Origin of the sequence: Mastigocoleus testarum BC008 (assembly GCF_001456025.1) — a bacterium.
GTDB classification, from domain to species: domain Bacteria; phylum Cyanobacteriota; class Cyanobacteriia; order Cyanobacteriales; family Nostocaceae; genus Mastigocoleus; species Mastigocoleus testarum.
Genome location: NZ_LMTZ01000129.1, coordinates 116,651 through 137,533 on the forward strand (window position 1 = coordinate 116,651; position 20,883 = coordinate 137,533).

Genomic DNA, 20,883 nt, shown 5'->3' on the forward strand with positions numbered 1-20,883 from the left:
TAATAAGTAATGAGTAATAAGTAATGAGTAATGTTAGCGCAAGCGGGGCGCGTAGCTAGCGTAAGCGTACCGTAGGTATTGCGCACAGTAATGAGTAATGTTACTTATCATTGCGCTACGTTCCGAACGGATTGCCCGCCATAAAAGCTCTAGGTATTGCGGAGAGCGTTAGCATTCGCCGCTCGCGGCGCGGTCGAGCGGGACACGTAAGTGTACACAGCGCACAGTAATGAATAACGAACAAAATTAATACCCAAACTCTTTTGGTTTAGGATAAGTGAGCAGGATATATCTTCAATACTTTTTCTTATATCCAATTTGTAATGTTCAAATAATCTAATGCTTAGAACATTTAATGTTCAGAATATTAAAATTCTTATTCCTACATTAATTACTTCCAGTTTATTGAGTGGTTGTTTTGGTTTTGGTTATCCCAGACTATTAAATTACTCATTCGATCCGGGAGGTCGTTCTCTCAACAGTACAGCCTCAGAATTAAACCCACAAATTTCTGGGAGATATATTGTTTTTAGTAGCGATCGCCGGGGTAGCCAAGATATTTATATGTTCGATACATTAGGTCGCAACTTAGTCGAATTACCTGGCTTAAATTCCTTTGATGCGATCGCTTCTGACCCATCTGTTTCTAGTGATGGTCGTTATATCGTGTTTGCAGCTTCTAGAAATGGGCGTTCGGCTGTTTTTTTGTACGATCGCGAAACCAACCAAACACGCAATTTAGCAGCGGAAGTACAAGCAGAAATCCGCAACCCTACAATTAGTGGAGATGGTAACATCATTGCTTTCGAGAGCAGTATAAATGGGCAATGGGATATCGTAGTCTACGATCGTCGTTTTGGTAACCGATTAAATATCCCGTAAAAAGGAGATTGGGTATTGGGTATTAGGGTATTGGGGATTTGCTCTGGGTTTAGTGCAAGCATACCGGATCTGCAGATGGCACAACTATAGGTATTATTCTGTGGGACTTTAGCTACAAGAAATTACCAATTACCAATTACCAATTACCAATTACCCATTACCCATTACCAAAAACTAATTTTTACTTTCTGAATTTTGTACCGCTTCAATCAGAGAACGTACCTCCTGAGTACCTTCAGAAGGCTCAAAAGATAATGGAAATTTACCACGAGAAATCATTCGCAAACCCAGAGGTGCAATACCAAGTAAACCTTTGAGGTCTTTTAAATAATTCCCCACAACTTGCAGACCAAATTGTCTTTCATCAATCCAACCACCTGCTTTAACTAAATCTACCAAAACCTTACGGTGGCGAATAGAACGACTGTCGCTAGCTGACTTACGCTTGAGAATTTCTTGTTTGATCTCGCTAATTCGATCTAATGGCGCAACATCCATTGGACATACACTGTTGCAATAATAGCAACGAGTACAACCCCATACCCCAGCAGTAGATTCATTATACTTATCTAAACGACTTTCAGTATCAGCATCCCGGGAGTCTGCAATCATGCGCTGAGCTTTTGCAAGAGCATGAGGACCAACAAAACTGGGGTTGACTTCCACTGCATTGCATTCTGAATAACAAGCACCGCACATAATACAGTTACCAGTATTATCTAGTTGCGACCGCTCTTGAGGTGTTTGTAAAAATTCTCTTTGTGGTACTTTTCGGGCTGCAGTACTTACATAAGGATTAACTTTGTCTAAGTTATCCCAAAAATTATTCATGTCAACTATTAGGTCTTTGATGACAGGAAGATTCCCCAAAGGTGCAACAGTTATTTCAGGAATTGTATCAGCTTTATCAGAAGCGGAATTTTCCCTTTTAAACACAGCAATTTCATCTCTCAAGTTTTGCTTACAGGCTAGAGTTGAACGCCCATTAATCCGCATTGCACAACTACCACAAATAGTATTGCGACAATTTTTCCGAAATGCTAAAGTTCCATCTTGTTCCCATTTAATCCGATTGAGACAATCTAAAATGGTATTACCTGGTTCCGCTTCTAAACGGTAATTTTGCACTACTGGACTAGAATTTTGTTGTTGCCGAATTATCTTAAAAATAACTAACATTTTACGAACCATTATTTTTGAATATTCACACATACCCAGAAAATAATTCCTTTTAAGCAAGCTAGTTGCTGCCAAAAAAGGAAGCATAATCCAGTTTATTCTCAAGAATAAGGGAATAAATTTAATAGATAGATAATTAAAGAATCATTGATGATCGTTTAGGTATAGCCATAAAAATTCTAATTGTAGATTTTGCACTTGCCTTATTTGACAAAATTATGTCAACCTCTACACATAATATACTCCCCAATAAAAGAGGTACGGAATTTATCCTTGAGATAAATTATTATCCAATTTTTTAAATACTTAATTTTTCTCAGCTTTTTAGGCTGAAGTGTAGCGCTTCAGTAAAACAAGATAATTTAGCAAATTTATATTTAGTTTTTTTAAACAGACCCAGGAAAAGTTGAGTAAAACAAGGAATCTTGATTTTTGTCATTCATCTCAATTTGCTTACATTTATCCCTAAATCTTTACCTAATTAGAATATCTGCTTCATTAAATCCTCAATTCTCTATTAACTTTATGTTGATGTCAATACCATTCATCCAATACCTGGAAATATCTCAAGTATTTTAAAGCAATACAAGAAGTTTATATAGAATTGTTAAAGTAGCACGAATGAATATCTTAAGATAGCAATAAAGCGGTGTAATAGTCTTATAGCTTTTTAAATCTCTACAATTATCAAGTTTGATTCTAGAATGTTACTCAATCTGTGAAGATTTAGCCTCTTTCATCAGATTAATTTTTTTAAAACCCCTTTGGTAATAATCATGCTAAATCCAGAAAATTAAATTGAAGTACATTCCTCACTTTAATTAAAAATTAAACAATATTTTTGCTATTATTAGTTCATGCTAGTATTAAAAATAAAATTGAGAAGAAACAGTCATCAGCATAAAACGCTGTATTAGAGTAAATACAACCCTATTGTTTCTTTGTAAATAGAGATGTAAAAAATCTCATCTCGACTAGCAAAATAAAAATAATGTGTGTCCTCAAAAGCCGAGGAAAATTCCACGGTGTTTTAAGGTAAGGAGTTAGAGTAGGTCAGCCCTACAACTCATAATTTATAGGGACAAACATTATATCTGAGATACCTGGAATTACTTCAGGTAAAGGCTTATTTAAATAGAGCTGACACAATTTGGAAAGGGGCTTCAAGTTATACAACTTGATTTGTGCCAGAAAAGAAATCACTTCTTTTCTAAAGATCGTATTGCTTGAAATTACCGTAAAATTACCAAAATTAATGTCTGTAGAAGCCAATAATTAAATTTTGGTATATACAGTCATGAGAATGGTTATAAAATTTTGGTCAAGCAGGATTTAATCCCTTGTCCAGTTGAGAAATAGTAGCTATGAAGCAGATGTCTTAAAGTCGAAAATTCCGACACGTAATGACATCACTTATCAGTTTGGAGAGAGTAAGGATATTTTCATCGTAATGAGTGAAACTGCAACCGCACCATTAACAGGAAAAGCACTGCTAGCTAAGGTCAAAGAACTTTCTAATTTACCACGCCGAGAAAGAGCAAAGCAGTGTGGTTATTACACTGTTACTAAAAGTAACCAGGTCCGTGTAAATCTCACTGATTTTTATGACGCATTATTATCGGCGAGAGGAATTCCTCTAAGTCCTGAATCGCCGAAAGATGGTCGTGGTCGAGAACCAACTTATAGAGTTAGTGTTCATCAAAATGGTCAAATTGTTATTGGTGCAACATATACCAAAGCAATGGGATTACAACCCGGAGATGAATTTGAAATCAAGTTAGGATACAAGCATATTCACTTAATTCAAATAGATAGTGATAAAAAAGAAACCCAGCTTGATGAAGATGCTGAAATAGATGAAGAAGATGAAGAATACGAAGAAGAAGAAGAGGAAGAAGAGGAGGAATAATAAATAAAATTAACTTTTTCTCTGGTTAGGGGATAAGTAAAATCTAAATTATGCATGGATAATATAGAACTTTCCCCTTACAGATAGAAATTGATGATTGAAAATATTTTATTGTTCCTATAAAAAAATCAATGAGATATCTTGCCTAACAAAGTAATAGTATGGGAACTTTATTTAGAAGATATTGAAAATTAGACAATAGTCAATAGTTGTTTCAGTAATAACAATAATAAAATTACTGTAAGTCAAAATTGATCTATCGTTCTGAAAAGTAAATCTTTTACCTTGCTAGATTTATTTGTTTGCAAGATACTTACTGTGTTTTTTCTTCCGGAATTTCTATCAAAACTAGAGCTGTCTGCCAATAAATTAGTACTACTCATTGAACATGTGCCAGTACTAGTTGTGGTGATGGCTTTTTTTGCTGTTTGGATAATTAGTTGGTTACCAATTGGGTTATTATCAGCAATTGCAATAAATTGGCGACCAAATCAACCCCTAAAACCAGAACAAAAATTACCTTTATTAATTCCTCTTTACCTTTTAGCCCCTTGTATTGTGTGCTTGATTAGCAGTTTTACTAATACATCTATATCTGATTATGGTTTGTTAAATAAATTTTCTACTTTTATTTATTTAGGGCTAGGTTTTGTTTTAGGAGTTGTAGGTATATTGATAATGTTTGCTTGCCAATTATCATGGTGTTGGTGCGCTTTAAATTATTCAAAAATTCGACAATTAAAAATTCAACAACTACTCATCACACTACTATCAATTTTGCTAGTAGCTTTATTTATCGGTGGTGTGGAAGAATTAGTGTTTCGAGGTTTTTTACTCACAGAATTACAAATTGATTATCGACTATGGGTCGCTGTGACAGTATCTAGTTTAATTTTTGCCCTTCTTCATTTAGTTTGGGAACGAGAAGAAACACTACCGCAACTACCCGGTCTATGGATAATGGGAATGATATTGGTACTGGCTAGATTTGTGGATGGTGGAAATTTAGGACTGGCTTGGGGTCTCCACTCAGGGTGGGTATGGATGATAGCAACCATAGACACATTAGGAGTGATTGATTATACGGGTAATGTTTCTGAGTATGTGACGGGTAAATATAATAAACCTTTGGCAGGTGCAACGGGTATTGCTTGCTTGCTGCTAAGTGGAGGAATTTTGTATTTATTTAATTTTTTTTAATACCAAGATTAATTTTTCTCTAATACCAAATCTGATTTTTAAAACTGCTTTATATTTTTTGGGATTTCCCCCAAACTTCCCACACCTCCCATACTTCCCTCTCTCATTCTAAAAGGGGTAATTAACCCAGACTAAGTATAAGAGGATATTTACAAATAAGCTTATTTAATGAATTTCTCAATGTTCTGTAGTGAGAATCTTCGGAAACTTTGCAGTTACAATTGTCACGGGGTTTAGTGGTGCAAAGCGAGTCAATTCTCTTACAGGTACGGAGCGTGATAACTGAACCTGTAACAACTTGAACTCCCAATTATGAGATTTAAACCAAGACAAAGCGGTGTTGAGATGCTCCAAAGTTGCTAAAGCTAAAACTACTACACCATCAGGATTTAAATTTTGAGCGCAGACGTTAAGAATTTCACCTAAACTACCCCCACTACCACCGACAAAAACTCGATCACATTTGGGTAAGTCTAACAAAATATTTGGTGCTTTACCGGCAACCGCAGTAATATTCTCAACTTGGAAGCGATCGCAATTTTTGTGAATTAAGCTAATACCAGCAGCAGTTTTTTCGATTGCATAAACCTGGGAACTTGGAAACAGACGAGCAACTTCAATGGACACAGAACCTGTACCTGCACCAATATCCCAGACAACTTGTCTTGGATGTAATGCAAGTTCTCCTAAAATTAAAACCCTCACTTCTCGCTTTGTAATCAAACCAGGGCGATCGCTAAAACATGCAAAGCAATCATCTGGTATTCCTAATTTGGGCAAATTATTTAAATTTAATTCTTTGTTCTTATTGTGACGCAGTAATACCACAACATTAAGCAGCGAAAATTTCTCTTCCTGCAGAAATCTCAAATCTAACTTCTGGGAATTTGGGATTTCTAAAATGCGTTCGCGATCGCCACCAAGATTTTCGCAAACCCAAATTTTATATTGGCTGGGTAAACTTAAAGATTCGAGTAAACTTGCGATCGCACGAGGATTATTAGTTGCATCTGTCAAAACAGCAATTTTTTCTACACCTTGCTGTAATACAGAAATCAATTCATCAACAGAACGACCGTGAATGCTAACAATTTTCGCATCTTGCCAAGGAATTTTGAGGCGATTAAATGCTAACTGAATTGAGCTTAAATGAGGATGAAAAGTTAATTCTTCCGGGGGAAGTTCTGCTAAAAGTAGTCTTCCCAAACCAAAAAATAAAGGATCGCCGGATACTAAAATTACAATTGGATTTGTACCCTGCTTTAGGTGCTGTCTAATTTTTGTAATAGTTTGACTTAAATCTCCTAGTAGTAGTCGCTCAGTTGGAATATCAGTTTGACTTTGAGAAAAATAGTCCAGATGACGGGAACTACCCACAAGTAATTTTGCTTGTTTAATCAGTTGTCTAACTTTTTCACTAACTCCGACTGAACCATCTAAACCAACACCTACTACATGTATTTTTGTCATTAGTCAGGAGTTATGGATCTTAAATTACGATCAATATGGAGAATGATACGTTACGGACATTAGCCTGAGCCCGTAACGTCATAACACACACTAAATCTACACGCTTTCGGAATCTCATGTGAATATAAACTTAGATTCACAAATCTCAGCTTAAAACTGCGTGCAAACAAGCTTCTAATTATCCACCAAAAGGTACTAAACGCCTTAAAGCACGACCGGAAACTTCACCATATCGTAATTCTCCACAGAGAATTTTACCCATGATTTGAGCGCCAGAAGGACGCTTAACTCCGACTTTATAACCAATTCCAGGAAAGCGATAAAATGCACCGGCTAATTTCTTCGCCCAGGACATTTCAGAACCCCATTCATCATTAATGATTTGGGAGTATTTTTCTAAAGCATCAGCTTCACCACCCACGGCTTTGTCAATAGCTTCTGCAGCTTTCATCCCACTAAAAATCGAAGGACGAATACCCTCAGCAGTAAACGGATCGACAACACAAGCTGCTTCTCCTGCCAAAATAGCATTTTGAGTATGTAGCTTTTGGTTCCCATCCCACACACACAGTGGGTGACCGTACTGCTTCGCACTTTTAACATCTACATTAAAAGATGAAGCATATTGGTCCAATATCTTCTTAAAATCTTGTTTTCCACCACCAATGAAAGTTCCTACCCCAATAGAGTAACCATCTGCTTTAGGAAAATTCCAAATATAGCCATTTTTCACTAAACCAAACTCAAAATGGAGCGTAGAAGAATCTTTGATATCAGCACTTACTTCCGCTTCTAAAGCCGCAGCCAAGCGTCGTTTGCGTTCTTTAAAACCAAGCCACTTCGCCATGGAACCTTTTGCACCATCTGCTGCAATTAAGTAATGAGCACTCAAAGGACCATGTCCGGTGTCTACTTCCCAATGATCGCCCTTGAACTCTATTCCTTTTACTTCAGTATTATCTTTAAGCTCGGCTCCTTGTTTTTTCGCTTGCTCAATTAAAAAGTTGTCAAATACATCTCGTCGTACCATCCAGACTGGCTCAGAAATTTCCAGCTTAGACTCAACTGGATCTTCCATTTTCCACGTACAACGTAAGGTATCTGCTTTTACTGAAATTGCTGGGCTAAAGTCAAAATCAAACCACTTCGCAATTGCAGGTGAAACGCCACCACCACAGGGCTTATATCTAGGTAAAGATTCTTTTTCTAAAACCAGCACTGAGCGTCCGCGTTTGGCAAGATGATATGCAGCACTTCCACCAGCAGGTCCAGCTCCGACAATAATACAGTCGTACATACTACTAATTCTTAGCTCCTGAACTAATTTACTTATCGGTGTTTATTTTGAATGTAAGTGTGGTCACTTCGAGAGAAACTTTAAGCAATGGCACCGAAATTTATTGCTGAAACAAACTAGATTTACAAAGTAGAAAGTATTGTATTTAATTTGACTTAACCTTTATTCCTGGCAATCAGAAAATTTCAGTATGTTTTTCGCGTGCTACTCAGATTAGTTTTTTTATTTGACCTCGAGTTAATTGACCTTGATTTAATTGACCTTGATTTAATTGAACTTAGACTTAATCGACCTTGAGCTAATTATTTATCTAAATCTTAAATAGTATTTGAATTATGCTTTTATCTTTACTTAGTTTTGTCTCTACTTAAGTTACAAGCAAATATTAAAAATGATTACAAATTTTTTGCCAAGTAAAATGTGAATTTTATAAAATTTTAATAAAAATATCAATAATATTAGAAATAACCCTATCATTTTCAGCCTTACTGAAATCATCCATAGGCAGGGACAATAATATTTAGCTACGACAATATTGGACATAGTAAAGAAAAGTAAAAGGTAGAGATAAGCGATCGTATCCCTATAAACCTTTTACCTTCAGACAACTTATACCGTTGTAATATCTTTTTCTTTGTCCGCTAATAATTGATCGATTTTAGCGGTATATTTATTTGTCAACTTTTGTACTTTGTCTTGCAAATCCCTTGATTCATCTTCAGAGAGTTCGCTATTTTTCTCATCCTTACGAATAGTGTCAAGGGCATCACGGCGGATATTCCGAACAGCGACACGTCCCTCTTCAGCGTATTTGGCAGCTATTTTGACCAACTCTTTACGACGATCGCTCGTCAAAGGGGGTATATTCAGCCGGATGGTAGAACCATCGTTATTCGGTGTCAAACCCACATCTGACATGGAGATCGATCTTTCAATTAAGCTCAAACTACCAGGATCGTAGGGTTGAATTAAAATTGTTGTTGCATCAGGCGTACTAATATTTGCCAAGGATTTTAGAGAAGTGGGGGTACCGTAGTATTCCACCATCACCTTATCTAACAAGCTGGCATTGGCACGACCAGTGCGAATAGTGTTAAATGCGCGTTGAGTCGCATCAACACTTTTTTGCATTGTACTCTCAGCTTCAGCTAACTTCACAAGAACCTCCCACAAGCGTGCCAATCGATTCTCCCATGACTGCTCGGTAGATGTTACCCTTTACCGAAATATCAAATATGAGAATCGGGATATTATTTTCCTTACATAAGGCTATCGCGGTACTATCCATTACTCGCAAATCATTAGTTAAAACATGTCCATAGTTAAGAGACTGATAACGTTTTGCTTCAGGGTATATGTGGGGGTCAGCATCATATACCCCATCAACTTTAGTCGCTTTAAATATTACCTCAGCATCGATTTCTGCTGCCCTTAAGGCTGCTGTTGTATCGGTGGTAAAGAAGGGGTTCCCAGAACCAGCACCAAAAATAACCACCCGTCCTTTTTCCAGATGACGGATGGCTCGACGACGAATATAAGGCTCGGCGACTTCCTGCATTGCGATCGCAGTTTGGACTCGTGTTTGTAGTCCGATTCGTTCGAGTGAATCTTGTAGTGTCAGGGAATTCATTACTGTAGCAATCATCCCGATGTAGTCAGCAGTTGCTCTGTCCATACCCCCTGCTGCGGCCTTGACACCACGAAATATATTCCCACCTCCCACAACAATAGCCATTTGAACACCAGTGGCTACCACTTCTGCTACTTCTGAGCCTATTCGCTTTACGATTTCTGGATCTATTCCATAGCCCATATTTCCCATTAAGGCTTCACCGCTCAGCTTCAGTAAAACCCGTCGGTAATGTGTTCCCATGAAGTTACGCTTGATCTAAAAAATATTGTTGCAATGACCTCCAATTTAAGATAGCAGCATGGTGAATATATGTCTCTAGTTACGCCATACTAAAGGAGTACCGAAAGGTTCTGTCTCTGTAGTAATTATTACTTTGTTGTTTAACAAGGATATAATTGCCTCTTTGAGATAATTCACATGTGCAACTGTCTGATTTTGGGGGTGACTATCAATTTGTCCCTTATAGCGTACTACACCATCTCTATCAATTAGGAATGCCATTGGTGTTTTAGTTGCCCCAAAGCTGCGCGTTACATCTTGTGTTGAATCCCATAGATAAGGAAAATTCAATTTATGCTCTTGGGCAAAAGCTTTCATATTTTCAAAACTTTCTTGGGGCTCATTTTGAGCATCAGCACCATTCATTCCAATAGAAGTAAAACCTCTTTGTGAAAATTCTGCTTGAATATTTTTCAGTTTTTCTAAATATAGATTTACATAAGGACATTGATTACACATTGAGATGACACAAATCACCTGGAATTGATTTAAGTAACGATGGAGGTGATGTACTCGCTCATCAATACCTGGGAGTTCAAAATCTGGTGCGTAGTTGCCAACGGGAGTGTTCATTTTTTCTAATTTAGTCATCTTCCCTGATTTGAAGGAACTAGGAATAAATCAATATTTTTTATAATATTTTTTAATTTAGGCTTTCCTTATTAGATTTCAGGTTACACCCAAGTTAATCTCTGATATCTCTCAATTTTATGTTTCAATTAAATAGCCGTAAATTGTAAAACTACTGAATGTCCTATCGAAGGGTATCCATTGATGTTAGTTCACAATAGTTTGCGACTATGGGAAACTTGTAAGAAAAAAGTTAGATGTTGTTTATTTATTTTTTTATTTTTATAAATAATATTTTTATTTAGGTATCATATAATTTAGTAAATTTTTAACATAAATAATCTATTTTTACTTAGGTTTAATATTGATTATTTAATTATTCTTATTTATCTTGTAGTATTTATAATAAATATGTATGAAAATATTAGAAGCTAACATTTTGAAGATTATTCAAGATGCTAATGGCAAAATAATATTATCTAGTTTGATAGGAAAAATGACTTTTACTATACAAAAGTACTTATATTTTGTTTGGGAATAAATATTGTATTTAAGAAAAAATGCTAAATTACCATGAAAACTATTGGAACTCTTATTTTAATCATTGTTCAAAGATAAACTAAATTATAAAATACAAAAAAATAAAATTAGAATATATTGTATTCCAAAAAATATTCTGATTTAAATATAAATAAAAAGATTCATACTATCTATCTCTCTTCATGGAATTAGCCTGCGATCGTCATGTATAACCCGTACTTAAAAAATATTTATTTACTTAAGTATTAATACTTAGTATTTTTGTGTATAAAAAATGTTATTTTCTTTATATTTAAGTGAATAAATACTTGTGTCAATTTTTTGTTGTGTTATGTGTAAAAGCCAAAATCTATGTACTAACAAAGTTCAAGATCTAAAAATTCAAGATTTAAGGCTCACAATCTAAAATCTAGAATTACTCTTTCCTAATAAGACAATGAATAACCAACAAAATCTTTTTTCTTTCAACACTCCCATACTCCCCACTCTCCCCTCACTCCCCTCACTTCCCCTCTAGCTCAATTAGGTAAACTTCTACCGGAATATAAATAAATATTTCCTCACCATAGAAAGCAATTTGAGTAAATTCAAAGCCAAACCTGATACAGATAAACATAAAATTAATATTGAGCTTTCGGATTACCACTGAATTTAAATCAATGACCACTTTTGCTTCTGAGTTGGGATTAAATCCTGTAAAAACCTGGATTTGGCAGGGTTTCCCCATATGTTATCAACAGCAGGGAGAATCAGGACCAGCCGTTGTGTTAGTACATGGCTTTGGCGCATCTTGGGGTCACTGGCGAAAAAATATTCCCGTACTAGCACAAAAATGCCGTGTTTACGCTTTAGATTTAATCGGTTTTGGTGGTTCGGCTAAACCGTCCCCAGCTACGGAAATTAACTATACCTTTGATACTTGGGGTCAGCAGATCAAAGATTTTTGCCAGCAAGTAGTCGGTGAAGCAGCCTATCTCGTGGGGAATTCTATTGGCTGTATTGCGATTATGCAAGCTGCTGCGATCAAGCCTGATATATCGTTAGGAGTTGCTCTACTTAATTGCTCCTTACGATTACTTCACGAGCGAAAACGAGAAAACTTACCATTGAGTCGTCGTTTGGGAACTCCGATATTACAGAAAATTTTGACTTTTCGAACAGTTGGTAAATTCTTTTTTAATCAAATAGCTAAACGTAGAACAGTGAAGAAAGTTCTTCAACAAGCTTATGTTGATGATAATGCGGTTACGGAAGAATTAATTGACATTATTATGGAACCTGCTAGCGATCCGGGAGCAGCAGATGTTTTCCTTGCGTTTACCGCATACTCAAGTGGACCTCTAGCAGAAGACCTTTTACCAAAACTTTCGAGTCCTGTAATTATTTTATGGGGAACTGACGACCCTTGGGAACCAATAGATTTAGGAAGGGAATTAGCTAATTATCCACAAGTCAAAAAATTTATTCCTTTGGAAGGTGTAGGACATTGTCCTCAAGATGAAGCTCCTTCGTTAGTGAATCCGATTTTACAAGATTGGATCGCATAACTGAAAATACACGGTAAATTGCGACAATCTCCCATGTTGAATTTAATTGTGAATTTAATTTTAGATTTTCTATTTGATTTTAGATTAAATTTTAAATTTAAACTGAATTTAATTGTGATTTAAATTTAAATTTTGATAAATGAAATCATTTGAAAGTTTTAATTGATTTGATAAATAGTTTTAATTTTTCGTTGACTAATTTATATCTTGTCTAAATAAAACAGCAGGACAGCAAAATATTTCTGATTTTTTTTGGTTCGCAAACTATTATTTGTATATGCGGCATCTACCCCAGATAATACGTGTAGTCCATTTTTTTTGGCTACACAATAATAAATAGGTCGCCAAAACAAGAAATAATTAATGATTGTTGCTTTAGCATTACTTTTCATCCAATAAATCTTTATTTTTTAACCAATCTTGACCCAACTGGATACTAATATCGGAACTTAGGGTACCAGTACTTTCAACCCTTACCTCTCCAAAGCCTAAAGTGTTTCGAATTAACTCAGCGCTGTCTCCGTCACCTTTTTGGGCAACAATATGAGTTTCTTGTAAAGGAATACTCCATGGGCTAGATATATGAATATTGTTATAACCTGCCTTTTGTAAACCTCGAATTAAAGGTCGAAGTTCAGCACGACTGCTATCAGTACTATCTTGAATCGCTATTCTTAAAGAAGATGGATCCCTTACCTGTAACGGAGCATCTGATTCCAACCCAAAATTACGCACCATTAGATTAGAAATACGATCTTTGTTTGGTATCCAATAACTAGCATTAAATTCACTTTTTTGGCTAAAACGACCAGGTAGCATCAACATTTCCATATTAGAGCGATTGGTTCGGACGCCAAAACTAGCAAGTGCTAATAGTTCTTCCAGAGTTAAATTGGTGTCCAAATGGGACTGAACAACATTAAGGATATGAGGTAATCTTGCTAAAGTAGCGGGATTAAGAGATTGATCTATCAATGCTCGCATCACCATTTGTTGGCGTTGAATGCGACCAATATCTCCCTTATTATCATGACGAAAACGTAGTAGTTGGAGTGCTTTGTCGCCGTCAAGATGTTGTTCCCCTTTTTTCAAATTGATGTAAAGATGTTGAGAATCATCTTGATATTTCATATCTTTAGGAACGTAAACTGTTACACCCCCTAGAGCGTCAATTAATTTACCAACACCCAAAACATTAATTCGGATATAACGGTCAATTGCTACGTTGTCTAAAAGATTACTTACTGTGGTTGCTGTTAATGCTGGACCGCCGACGAGGTTTGCAGAGTTAATTTTTCTTTTGCCATACCCTTCGACTGTAGCGCGAGTATCCCTGGGAATGGAAAGCATGACAATTTTTTTCTGCTGTGGCTCGAATCTGATTAGCAGCATTACATCAGCAAGACCATCAAATGCATTAACCTGAGGCAAGTATCCTAGTTCTTTGGTGTCAACAGAGACTTGACGGCTATCTGGTGGTAATACACTCATCCCCATGACCAAAATGTTGACAGGGCGAGTTAATTCTGAAAAACGCAGCCCACCACCGGCAATCCGATCACTTTCAAATACCGCAGCTTCATCCGGACTGAGATTGGCTTGCATGAGGGGTGTGCTTGTCAATGAAACAGCGAGCAGTGCCCCTGCAGTGGCTGACACCATGGCAACTCCACTCATTCCTACCCAAAACCACAACCAACGTCCTGATTTTGCTTTTTGGGTATTTCTTGTACCCGTTTTGGAAGTGCTAGCCGAATGCTTATCCTGCGCTGAGCTTTTGTGAATAGTCACTTATTTCCTCACACTTACTGATAGATATGGTCAAATTAGAAACCAATTTAATGAATTAACCCATAATAACTAACTACTAATTATCAGTGGGAAATTTCCCACTTCCGTGTCAATCAAAACACTTATAGCAGTATTTCTCTTATTTTTTCTATGAATCCGGAGACGTTGTGATGTTTTATTAAAGTATGACAATTCTTACTCACATTTGACTAAATTTACACTCTTGTACTATCACTTTCATTGCACTTAAGTCAGTATTTGAATCAATGACTATAATCAAACACCTATAATAAATTTTAAATGTTAAGACCTTAAGTGAAGGTTAGGACAAATACTTACCTAATATTTGATCGGCAAGCTGGCTAAATCCTGGCAAACCTTTATATTTGTTTTTAGATATTCGGAGCATTAACCAAATACTAACCAAAAAATAACTAGAAGTAAAAAAGCTATTGAGGATAAGCAAGCGTACTGCAAATAAGTTTGAGTTGAAGGATGCAGTTCCACTTGCTAGGAAAATATACCCTACAACCCATATAAGGGCTAAAGTAACTGATAGTCGACTGATACTAAGCTTTTCCCTACTACCTTGTCTGCGATAAAGAGTCCATAAAGATGGGAAAAAACCTATGACGGGAATTAAATATAAAAGTAAATATTGGGAAGGATATGATGTATCGTTGGTGTTATAAGTTCTGTTTGCGCTTTCTGTATGGTTCATTTCTAAGTATGTAATTATAAATTAGGGGAATTATTAATCTAAAATGAGTAATGAAAAATTTAGCTGACGTTCTTCACTTGTAAAAAAGAGTTGTAAAAAAGAAATTGTAGAAAAGAAATTTATTTCGTTGTATCCCGCAATCAGCAGATGCAGACAGGTAAGCTCCTCCAATGGTGGCAGACACTTACGCCGATAGTACGAATAGCCGCAGCTACTTTATTAACGCCACTATTAGTACTTAATGGCTGGGCACTTTTAGCTATTTTCAACTATTTTCATTCCTTAATTGTTATTTTAGTCGGAGCATCAGTTTTAGCGTTTCTGCTTAACTATCCCGTTAGCTGGTTGGAACGTCAAGGTGTTAGGCGAGAACCGGTAGCAATCTTAGTATTTTTGATTGCCTTATCAATTTTATTAGCATTAGGCGTGACCCTTTTCCCCTTGGCTTTAACCCAAGCACAGCAACTTGTTGCTCGCTTACCAGATTTGATAGATTCTGGGCGTTCGCAATTAATGATGCTAAATGAAAAAGCAGATACTTTAGGATTACCTCTAAATTTAGATGCTTTAGTAGTACAAATTAATGATCGTGTCAAAGGAGAACTGCAGGCGATCGCCGGACAAGTTTTGAACTTGGCAGTGATTACGGTCACAAGTCTGCTAGATTTTGTTTTGACAATGGTCTTAACTTTTTATCTTTTACAACATGGAGGTGAGCTTTGGTCTAGTTTAATATATTGGTTACCTACCAAATTTCGCGAGCATTTTTCCGAAACTATCCGCTTGAGTTTTCAAAATTTCTTTATTACTCAACTGATACTATCGGTTTGTATGGCATCGGCACTAATATCTACTTTTTTATGGTTGAAAGTACCATTCGGTTTATTATTTGGTTTAACAATTGGCTTGATGGCGCTGGTTCCCTTTGGAGGTACTGTAGGTATTGCTGTGACAACTTCCCTTGTCACGTTACAGGACTTTTGGATGGGAATGAGGGTTTTACTCGCAGCAGTTATTATTCAGCAAATTCTGGAAAACTTAATTGGACCCCGGATATTAGGTAGTTTTACAGGGTTAAATCCAGTTTGGGTAGTAATTTCAGTTTTGTGTGGAGCTAGAATTGCTGGGCTTTTGGGTGTTGTTGTGGCTGTTCCAATCGCTGTGGTAATCAAGTCTATCTTAACTTTTTTACGCCCAATGCCTACTGATAACGTTGACTCAGCTGATGAGATTGTAGAGGAACAACCAAATCAAGTATCAGTACCATTAAGATAGTCGCAGCCCTGATATCAATCGTTTATGTTACCTAAAAGAAGCACTATTTCGAAGCAAAATTTTATTGACTATTGACATTTACACAGAACAGTTCTCACAGGTGTATGTGTCTGTTCAGCCTTACTTACTAAAATTAACAAAAACAGTTCAGGCACAACTCAAAGTTTGAAATTAACTATCATTAGGAGATAATAGCAATTTTTACTTTCAATATTTATTTAGACATTAGGTTCGACTATTGAACCCACGAATAATAAGCTTCCTGTTTTGTTATCCCGAATTGCATAAAAGAAGGGGCGACTAACAATCATTTGAAATGGTTTTTCAATAGGAGCAGAAAGTGGTACGACTCCAACAGAAGTAGTAGCTGCAGCTTCTGTACCTTCTTCATTTACTTCTACAAAAGTTTTATGCTTCACTTCAGAAATGGCAAGATTATTTCCCATCTCAGAAAAATTTGCTTTCTCTGTAAAAGCTTCCCTCATTCCCAAAGCACTTAATGTTTTGTTGAGAGTAATATCGTACTCTGTCTTAAAACGTGGTAGACGAATTGAACCTTGCCGTTTCTTAAACTGGGTCATCCATTTACCCCAATTCGAAGCGTTTAAACTTTGATAAAATTCTTGCAAACTAGAATTTTCCTTGGGTAAAAATACATAAAAGCTGATTCGTTCGTCTTCACCGTAGGGTAAACTTACAGATTGAAATTTTTCAGTTTCGTAGTATTTGTATTCATCGCTTTGTGACATCATGGGGTGTAGTTTTTGTTTACCTGATGCCAATGTAAAAGGTAATTCTTGGGTTTTTGTGCGATCAAATTCTTTATTCCAGCTACCTTTAAAATAAATAGCATTGATAAGGAATAATACATCATCGTTGTTTATTCTTTCAAGAATTTTATCTATTTTACCTTGGGTATTTTCTTTTACCCATCTATTTACTGTTTTTACTGAGTTGGGATCTTTAAAATTTAGATTGGTAATTTCAGCTTGATAAAAATTCTGATTTCTTTGAAGAAACTCGGGGCTAAGTTTAAAACCTTGATTTAACCAGAGAGAATTAGCAATATCGAGCTTTACCTTCTCGTCTGGATTGACCAATAATTTTTTCAATTCCGCATAGCCATTATTAATCTGTTGTAGGTTTAGACCCTTTAGCTCTAAGGCGTGAGCCATTACTTTTTGGGTCGAACCACTAGCACCGTTGTAGGTCATTGCTAAAACCATAGCGATGCTGGAAGGAGAAATAAAAATATTTTCTTCCTTTTGTTCTTTAAGAATTTCTGCAAATAATTTAAAGCCAAACTTGGTGTTAGCTGCAACAATTTTTTGTTCTGGCTTTGTCATTGGGGTTAAAGGTGGAGCTTCTGTATTAGGCAAAGGAGATTCAGCAACAGCACTCGTGCTACCATTTATCTGCGAGTAACCTAGTACACTCATTAAAACAACGCTAGTTGCTGCTAGTACGTAACGTCTACCAAGACTCACGCCGTAACGCCTTTGAAGAAAATTTGTGCGAGAACTATTCATTAACTTGTCCAATATCACCACTATTATCGTCACAATCCTGATTTCGACTATGACATTTTCCACGACTTGGCAAGTTAGCGGTTACAGTTTTGGCAACAACATATAATATATTGTCAAATTATGAAAAACAATAAATAAATGTATATGAGATTGTCACAAATAATTATTCAGAATAAAACAAGTGTTGTCTAATATAGAATTTTGACAACGATCAAGTTATTTAATATTAGTTATAAATTGATTTCAGTAGTAAAATTAGTAGTTATACTATCTTATTTTCCTAATTTTTAAAGTAGCTATACTCTTGAAAGGAAATTAATTAGAATTCCGAGTGCCTTAAAAAAATAAAATACTTTTTGCATCAAATATGATGGAAATTATTGTTGTCGTAAAATACCAAAATTATAGGGTGAATGAGTAATAAAAAAAATGATTTTTTCTCGAACGATATTACTTTTAAACAAGTTTTAGGTCTAGTAGACGAACTAGTCGTTTCTAAAACTGGTAAACATTTATCAAATATTGAGATATTAGTACTTTTTGGGACTTGGCAGGGAAAAAAATATTCACAAATTGCGGCGGAAAATAATTATACCCTTGAATATTTGAAAAATGACATTGGGCCAAAACTTTGGCAACTTTTATCTCAAGTTTTATCAGAAAAAGTTACTAAAGCTAATGTTAAAGCTGTTATTCAGCAGCGAATCTATCAACAAGAACAAAAAGAACTAAAAATGAAAGGGCTAGCCGGTGAAGATGGTTGGCTCAATACAGAAGAAGTTCGTGATGATAGAGAAACTACAAGGGAACAAAAATTTCTGTTAGATTCACAGCCTGATTTAATTATACATAGAACTAAAACTCAGTCCGAACAGTCACAGTTCAAACTAAAACATAATTTGCCTAATCGCGACCGTGCAGAATTAGTTGGACGGGAATGGGAATTAAACAAACTTCTGGATTTACTTTCGTGGAAAAATCCCAATGCTCGTATTTCAATTGAAGGACTAGGTGGGATTGGAAAAACAGCCTTAATTTTGGATGTAGTATATCGTTTTTTGCAAGGTTCAAAAATTTTGCAAGTCTCACAAAAAAATCTAGTTTGGCAAGATCCTGGAGAAAGTTTGCCTGATTTTGAAGCGATTATCTTTACCAGTGGAAAAACTCAGTATTTTACAGAATGTGGAATTGTGCCCCGTTGGCGTGGAGAAAAAAACTTTGCTGATATCTTAAAAACAATTGCTCGTATTGTTGGCTGTGAAGGGATATTTACTGACAACTTTGAAGAAAATTATCAACAAATATGGAAGCATTTAAGTAACAAACGGACTTTACTAATCATTGATAACTTTGAGAATCTAGAAGAACAGCAAAAAATTCTCAGTTTTCTTTATGAATTGCCATCCACAGTTAAAATCGCACTCATAAGTCGAGAAAAAACACCTTTCACAGCAGTCCATCTAACAGGTTTGACTCAAACTGAGACTTTAATATTGATTCAAGAACAAGCTAATCAAAACGGTGTTACCTTAGGTTTAGATAAGTCTTTAGAAATTTATAAAATTACTAGTGGTATACCTGCTGCGATTAATTACGCCATTCGTCTGCTCTGTGCGGGTTATAGTATTCAATCAATTACTTCCCAGTTAAGAAGCTATCGGGGAGATTATTGCCGCTTTTACTTTGAGGGTTCAATGCAGCATATTGAAGGACAAACAGCCTATCAACTGTTAATGGCGTTGGCAGTATTTGTTAAACCTCCAACTAAACAAGCAGTATGTGTTGTGGCTGCTATAAACGAACATATTGCAGCAAACGATTTAGCCCGCTTACAACAATTATCTTTGATTATTCATCAACAAGGGAGATATGTTATCCAGCCGTTGACCCGTGAATATGTACTCTCGAAAATGGCAACAAATCCCCAACTAGCAGCTTTGGTTCGCAATCGTTGGGTTAATTGGTATTTGGACTTTACTCACAAACATGGTGGTAAAGATTGGCGTGAGTGGCAAAATTATCAAGATTTAGCTGCTGAATGGGATAACATCACCGAAGTAATTCAATGGTGTATTAAGAAAGAACGTTATGATGATGTCTGCGAAATGTGGCGTAACGTAAAATGTTACACTTACTCGCAAGGATATCGTCGTCGTAATCGACTCAAGTATTGGGATGCAGCTTTAGGATGGTTGGAGTGGCTCACTATTAACGCCCAAAAGTTTGAAGATTCAGCAACTTTTATTGAAGTGATAGCCGAACGGGGATGGAAGTTGACTTTAATGGCACAACCTTCATGCCTCGCTGCGGCAAATAAATTGTTCACCCAAGCTTGGGGATTGCGCCAATATCAAACAGTTGATTGGCAAGTCAATTTAGCGAATCATATTGCTGTATGGCATATTCAGCAAAAGCAATTACAAAAAGCAGAACAATGGCTCGAACGTGCTGAAAGTTTACTGGATAGTGAGGAAGTTCCATCATCTATTGCAGTTCGATTATCGATAAATATTTCCTACTATAAAGGCGAAATTTACTATAAAACAGGTAATTACAAACTTAGTCAGGAGTTATTTCAACAAATTGTGGATAAAGCCCAAACTATTGGCTGGCAAAGAGCAATTTGTCTTGCCAAAGATTTTTTAGCAGATATTGCTATTCAAGAAGGCGACTTACATAAAGCACAGTTGCTTTTGACAGAAGCTTTGCAAGTCGCTAAGAACAATCAAGATGAATGTACTCAAGCATATACAAAACGCTCTCTAGCAAACCTAGAGCAAAAACGAGGTAATTTAAAAGTCGCCTGCGATTGGGCAAAACAGGCAGTCAGAGCGTTTGACAAGTTAGGAATGCTCGTGGAGCTACAAGAAACACAAGCTTTAATTCAATTATTTTCCTAAATTACGTAAACATGTGAATTAAATTAAATGTGCACTTGTAACATCAAGGATTTCAAGTTTTTTCTAAATCACTTTTGTGATTATTTTCATGAAGTTAAATCGTGTCAACTTTTAATTTACATTGGCCGTAAATTAATTTTATGAGCTCTTATAGTTCCAAT

15 protein-coding genes are annotated in these 20,883 nt (G+C 36.0%); 6 read left to right on the top strand and 9 right to left on the bottom strand.

The window, feature by feature from the left end; translation table 11 throughout:
- Positions 1–339 precede the first annotated feature (339 nt).
- Positions 340–882 carry a TolB family protein gene (locus tag BC008_RS33860; RefSeq protein WP_036269614.1) on the top strand — a complete coding sequence of 181 codons (543 nt, stop codon included), beginning with the start codon at positions 340–342 and terminating at the stop codon, positions 880–882.
- Positions 883–1,056: 174 nt separating this feature from the next.
- Here the strand turns inward: BC008_RS33860 and BC008_RS33865 are convergent, their stop codons facing one another.
- Positions 1,057–2,061: a succinate dehydrogenase/fumarate reductase iron-sulfur subunit gene (locus BC008_RS33865; protein ID WP_027846662.1), complete on the bottom strand. Its 1,005-nt coding sequence runs from the start codon at positions 2,059–2,061 to the stop codon at positions 1,057–1,059.
- Between the two features lie 1,450 nt (positions 2,062–3,511).
- Between BC008_RS33865 and BC008_RS33870 the strand changes: the two genes are divergently transcribed.
- Both BC008_RS33870 and BC008_RS33875 read left to right on the top strand, forming a co-directional pair.
- The gene (locus tag BC008_RS33870; protein ID WP_027846661.1) at positions 3,512–3,970 is read left to right on the top strand and encodes an AbrB family transcriptional regulator; all 459 of its coding nucleotides are present in this window, start codon (positions 3,512–3,514) and stop codon (positions 3,968–3,970) included.
- Positions 3,971–4,288: 318 nt separating this feature from the next.
- Entirely contained in the window at positions 4,289–5,170 is an 882-nt protein-coding gene (locus BC008_RS33875) for a CPBP family intramembrane glutamic endopeptidase (protein WP_027846660.1), read from the top strand.
- A gap of 177 nt (positions 5,171–5,347) precedes the next feature.
- Here the strand turns inward: BC008_RS33875 and BC008_RS33880 are convergent, their stop codons facing one another.
- From BC008_RS33880 to BC008_RS33900, 5 genes are all read right to left on the bottom strand, one after another.
- Positions 5,348–6,640, bottom strand: coding sequence for a bifunctional cobalt-precorrin-7 (C(5))-methyltransferase/cobalt-precorrin-6B (C(15))-methyltransferase (locus BC008_RS33880; RefSeq protein ID WP_027843820.1), 1,293 nt, complete (start codon positions 6,638–6,640; stop codon positions 5,348–5,350).
- Positions 6,641–6,818: 178 nt separating this feature from the next.
- A complete protein-coding gene (locus BC008_RS33885; RefSeq protein ID WP_027843821.1) occupies positions 6,819–7,937 on the bottom strand; it encodes a geranylgeranyl reductase family protein in 1,119 nt (372 codons plus the stop codon).
- A 609-nt stretch (positions 7,938–8,546) separates the two neighbouring features.
- Positions 8,547–9,095: a ribosome recycling factor gene (gene frr / locus BC008_RS33890; protein ID WP_027843822.1), complete on the bottom strand. Its 549-nt coding sequence runs from the start codon at positions 9,093–9,095 to the stop codon at positions 8,547–8,549.
- A complete protein-coding gene (gene pyrH / locus BC008_RS33895) occupies positions 9,082–9,810 on the bottom strand; it encodes a UMP kinase (protein WP_027843823.1) in 729 nt (242 codons plus the stop codon). The genes frr and pyrH overlap by 14 nt, the downstream gene beginning before the upstream one ends.
- 75 nt (positions 9,811–9,885) lie before the next feature.
- The gene (locus BC008_RS33900) at positions 9,886–10,440 is read right to left on the bottom strand and encodes a thioredoxin family protein (protein ID WP_027843824.1); all 555 of its coding nucleotides are present in this window, start codon (positions 10,438–10,440) and stop codon (positions 9,886–9,888) included.
- A gap of 1,178 nt (positions 10,441–11,618) precedes the next feature.
- On the opposite strand from BC008_RS33900, the gene BC008_RS33905 reads away from it, so the two are divergent.
- Positions 11,619–12,506 carry an alpha/beta fold hydrolase gene (locus tag BC008_RS33905; RefSeq protein ID WP_027843825.1) on the top strand — a complete coding sequence of 296 codons (888 nt, stop codon included), beginning with the start codon at positions 11,619–11,621 and terminating at the stop codon, positions 12,504–12,506.
- Positions 12,507–12,887: 381 nt separating this feature from the next.
- Here the strand turns inward: BC008_RS33905 and BC008_RS33915 are convergent, their stop codons facing one another.
- Positions 12,888–14,297 (bottom strand): LCP family protein, encoded by a 1,410-nt coding sequence (locus BC008_RS33915; protein ID WP_027843826.1) that lies wholly within the window; start codon positions 14,295–14,297, stop codon positions 12,888–12,890.
- Positions 14,298–14,619: 322 nt separating this feature from the next.
- Positions 14,620–15,018, bottom strand: a complete 399-nt coding sequence (locus tag BC008_RS33920; RefSeq protein WP_058184146.1) for a hypothetical protein — start codon at positions 15,016–15,018, stop codon at positions 14,620–14,622.
- Between the two features lie 147 nt (positions 15,019–15,165).
- On the opposite strand from BC008_RS33920, the gene BC008_RS33925 reads away from it, so the two are divergent.
- Entirely contained in the window at positions 15,166–16,293 is a 1,128-nt protein-coding gene (locus tag BC008_RS33925) for an AI-2E family transporter (protein ID WP_027843827.1), read from the top strand.
- A gap of 218 nt (positions 16,294–16,511) precedes the next feature.
- Here BC008_RS33925 and BC008_RS33930 read toward each other — a convergent pair whose 3' ends face one another.
- Positions 16,512–17,822 (bottom strand): serpin family protein, encoded by a 1,311-nt coding sequence (locus BC008_RS33930; protein ID WP_058184147.1) that lies wholly within the window; start codon positions 17,820–17,822, stop codon positions 16,512–16,514.
- A gap of 413 nt (positions 17,823–18,235) precedes the next feature.
- Here BC008_RS33930 and BC008_RS33935 point away from each other — a divergent pair, with 413 nt between their 5' ends.
- Positions 18,236–20,722: an ATP-binding protein gene (locus tag BC008_RS33935; protein ID WP_027843829.1), complete on the top strand. Its 2,487-nt coding sequence runs from the start codon at positions 18,236–18,238 to the stop codon at positions 20,720–20,722.
- Positions 20,723–20,883 lie beyond the last annotated feature (161 nt).

What these genes read in the sequence shown, in the direction of transcription:
- BC008_RS33860 (WP_036269614.1), top strand. Translation starts at nt 340, where the DNA reads ATGCTTAGAACATTTAATGTTCAGAATATTAAAATTCTTATTCCTACA.
- BC008_RS33865 (WP_027846662.1), bottom strand. Translation starts at nt 2,061, where the DNA reads ATGTTAGTTATTTTTAAGATAATTCGGCAACAACAAAATTCTAGTCCA.
- BC008_RS33870 (WP_027846661.1), top strand. Translation starts at nt 3,512, where the DNA reads ATGAGTGAAACTGCAACCGCACCATTAACAGGAAAAGCACTGCTAGCT.
- BC008_RS33880 (WP_027843820.1), bottom strand. Translation starts at nt 6,640, where the DNA reads ATGACAAAAATACATGTAGTAGGTGTTGGTTTAGATGGTTCAGTCGGA.
- BC008_RS33885 (WP_027843821.1), bottom strand. Translation starts at nt 7,937, where the DNA reads ATGTACGACTGTATTATTGTCGGAGCTGGACCTGCTGGTGGAAGTGCT.
- pyrH (WP_027843823.1), bottom strand. Translation starts at nt 9,810, where the DNA reads ATGGGAACACATTACCGACGGGTTTTACTGAAGCTGAGCGGTGAAGCC.
- BC008_RS33900 (WP_027843824.1), bottom strand. Translation starts at nt 10,440, where the DNA reads ATGACTAAATTAGAAAAAATGAACACTCCCGTTGGCAACTACGCACCA.
- BC008_RS33905 (WP_027843825.1), top strand. Translation starts at nt 11,619, where the DNA reads ATGACCACTTTTGCTTCTGAGTTGGGATTAAATCCTGTAAAAACCTGG.
- BC008_RS33920 (WP_058184146.1), bottom strand. Translation starts at nt 15,018, where the DNA reads ATGAACCATACAGAAAGCGCAAACAGAACTTATAACACCAACGATACA.
- BC008_RS33925 (WP_027843827.1), top strand. Translation starts at nt 15,166, where the DNA reads ATGCAGACAGGTAAGCTCCTCCAATGGTGGCAGACACTTACGCCGATA.
- BC008_RS33930 (WP_058184147.1), bottom strand. Translation starts at nt 17,822, where the DNA reads ATGAATAGTTCTCGCACAAATTTTCTTCAAAGGCGTTACGGCGTGAGT.
- BC008_RS33935 (WP_027843829.1), top strand. Translation starts at nt 18,236, where the DNA reads ATGAGTAATAAAAAAAATGATTTTTTCTCGAACGATATTACTTTTAAA.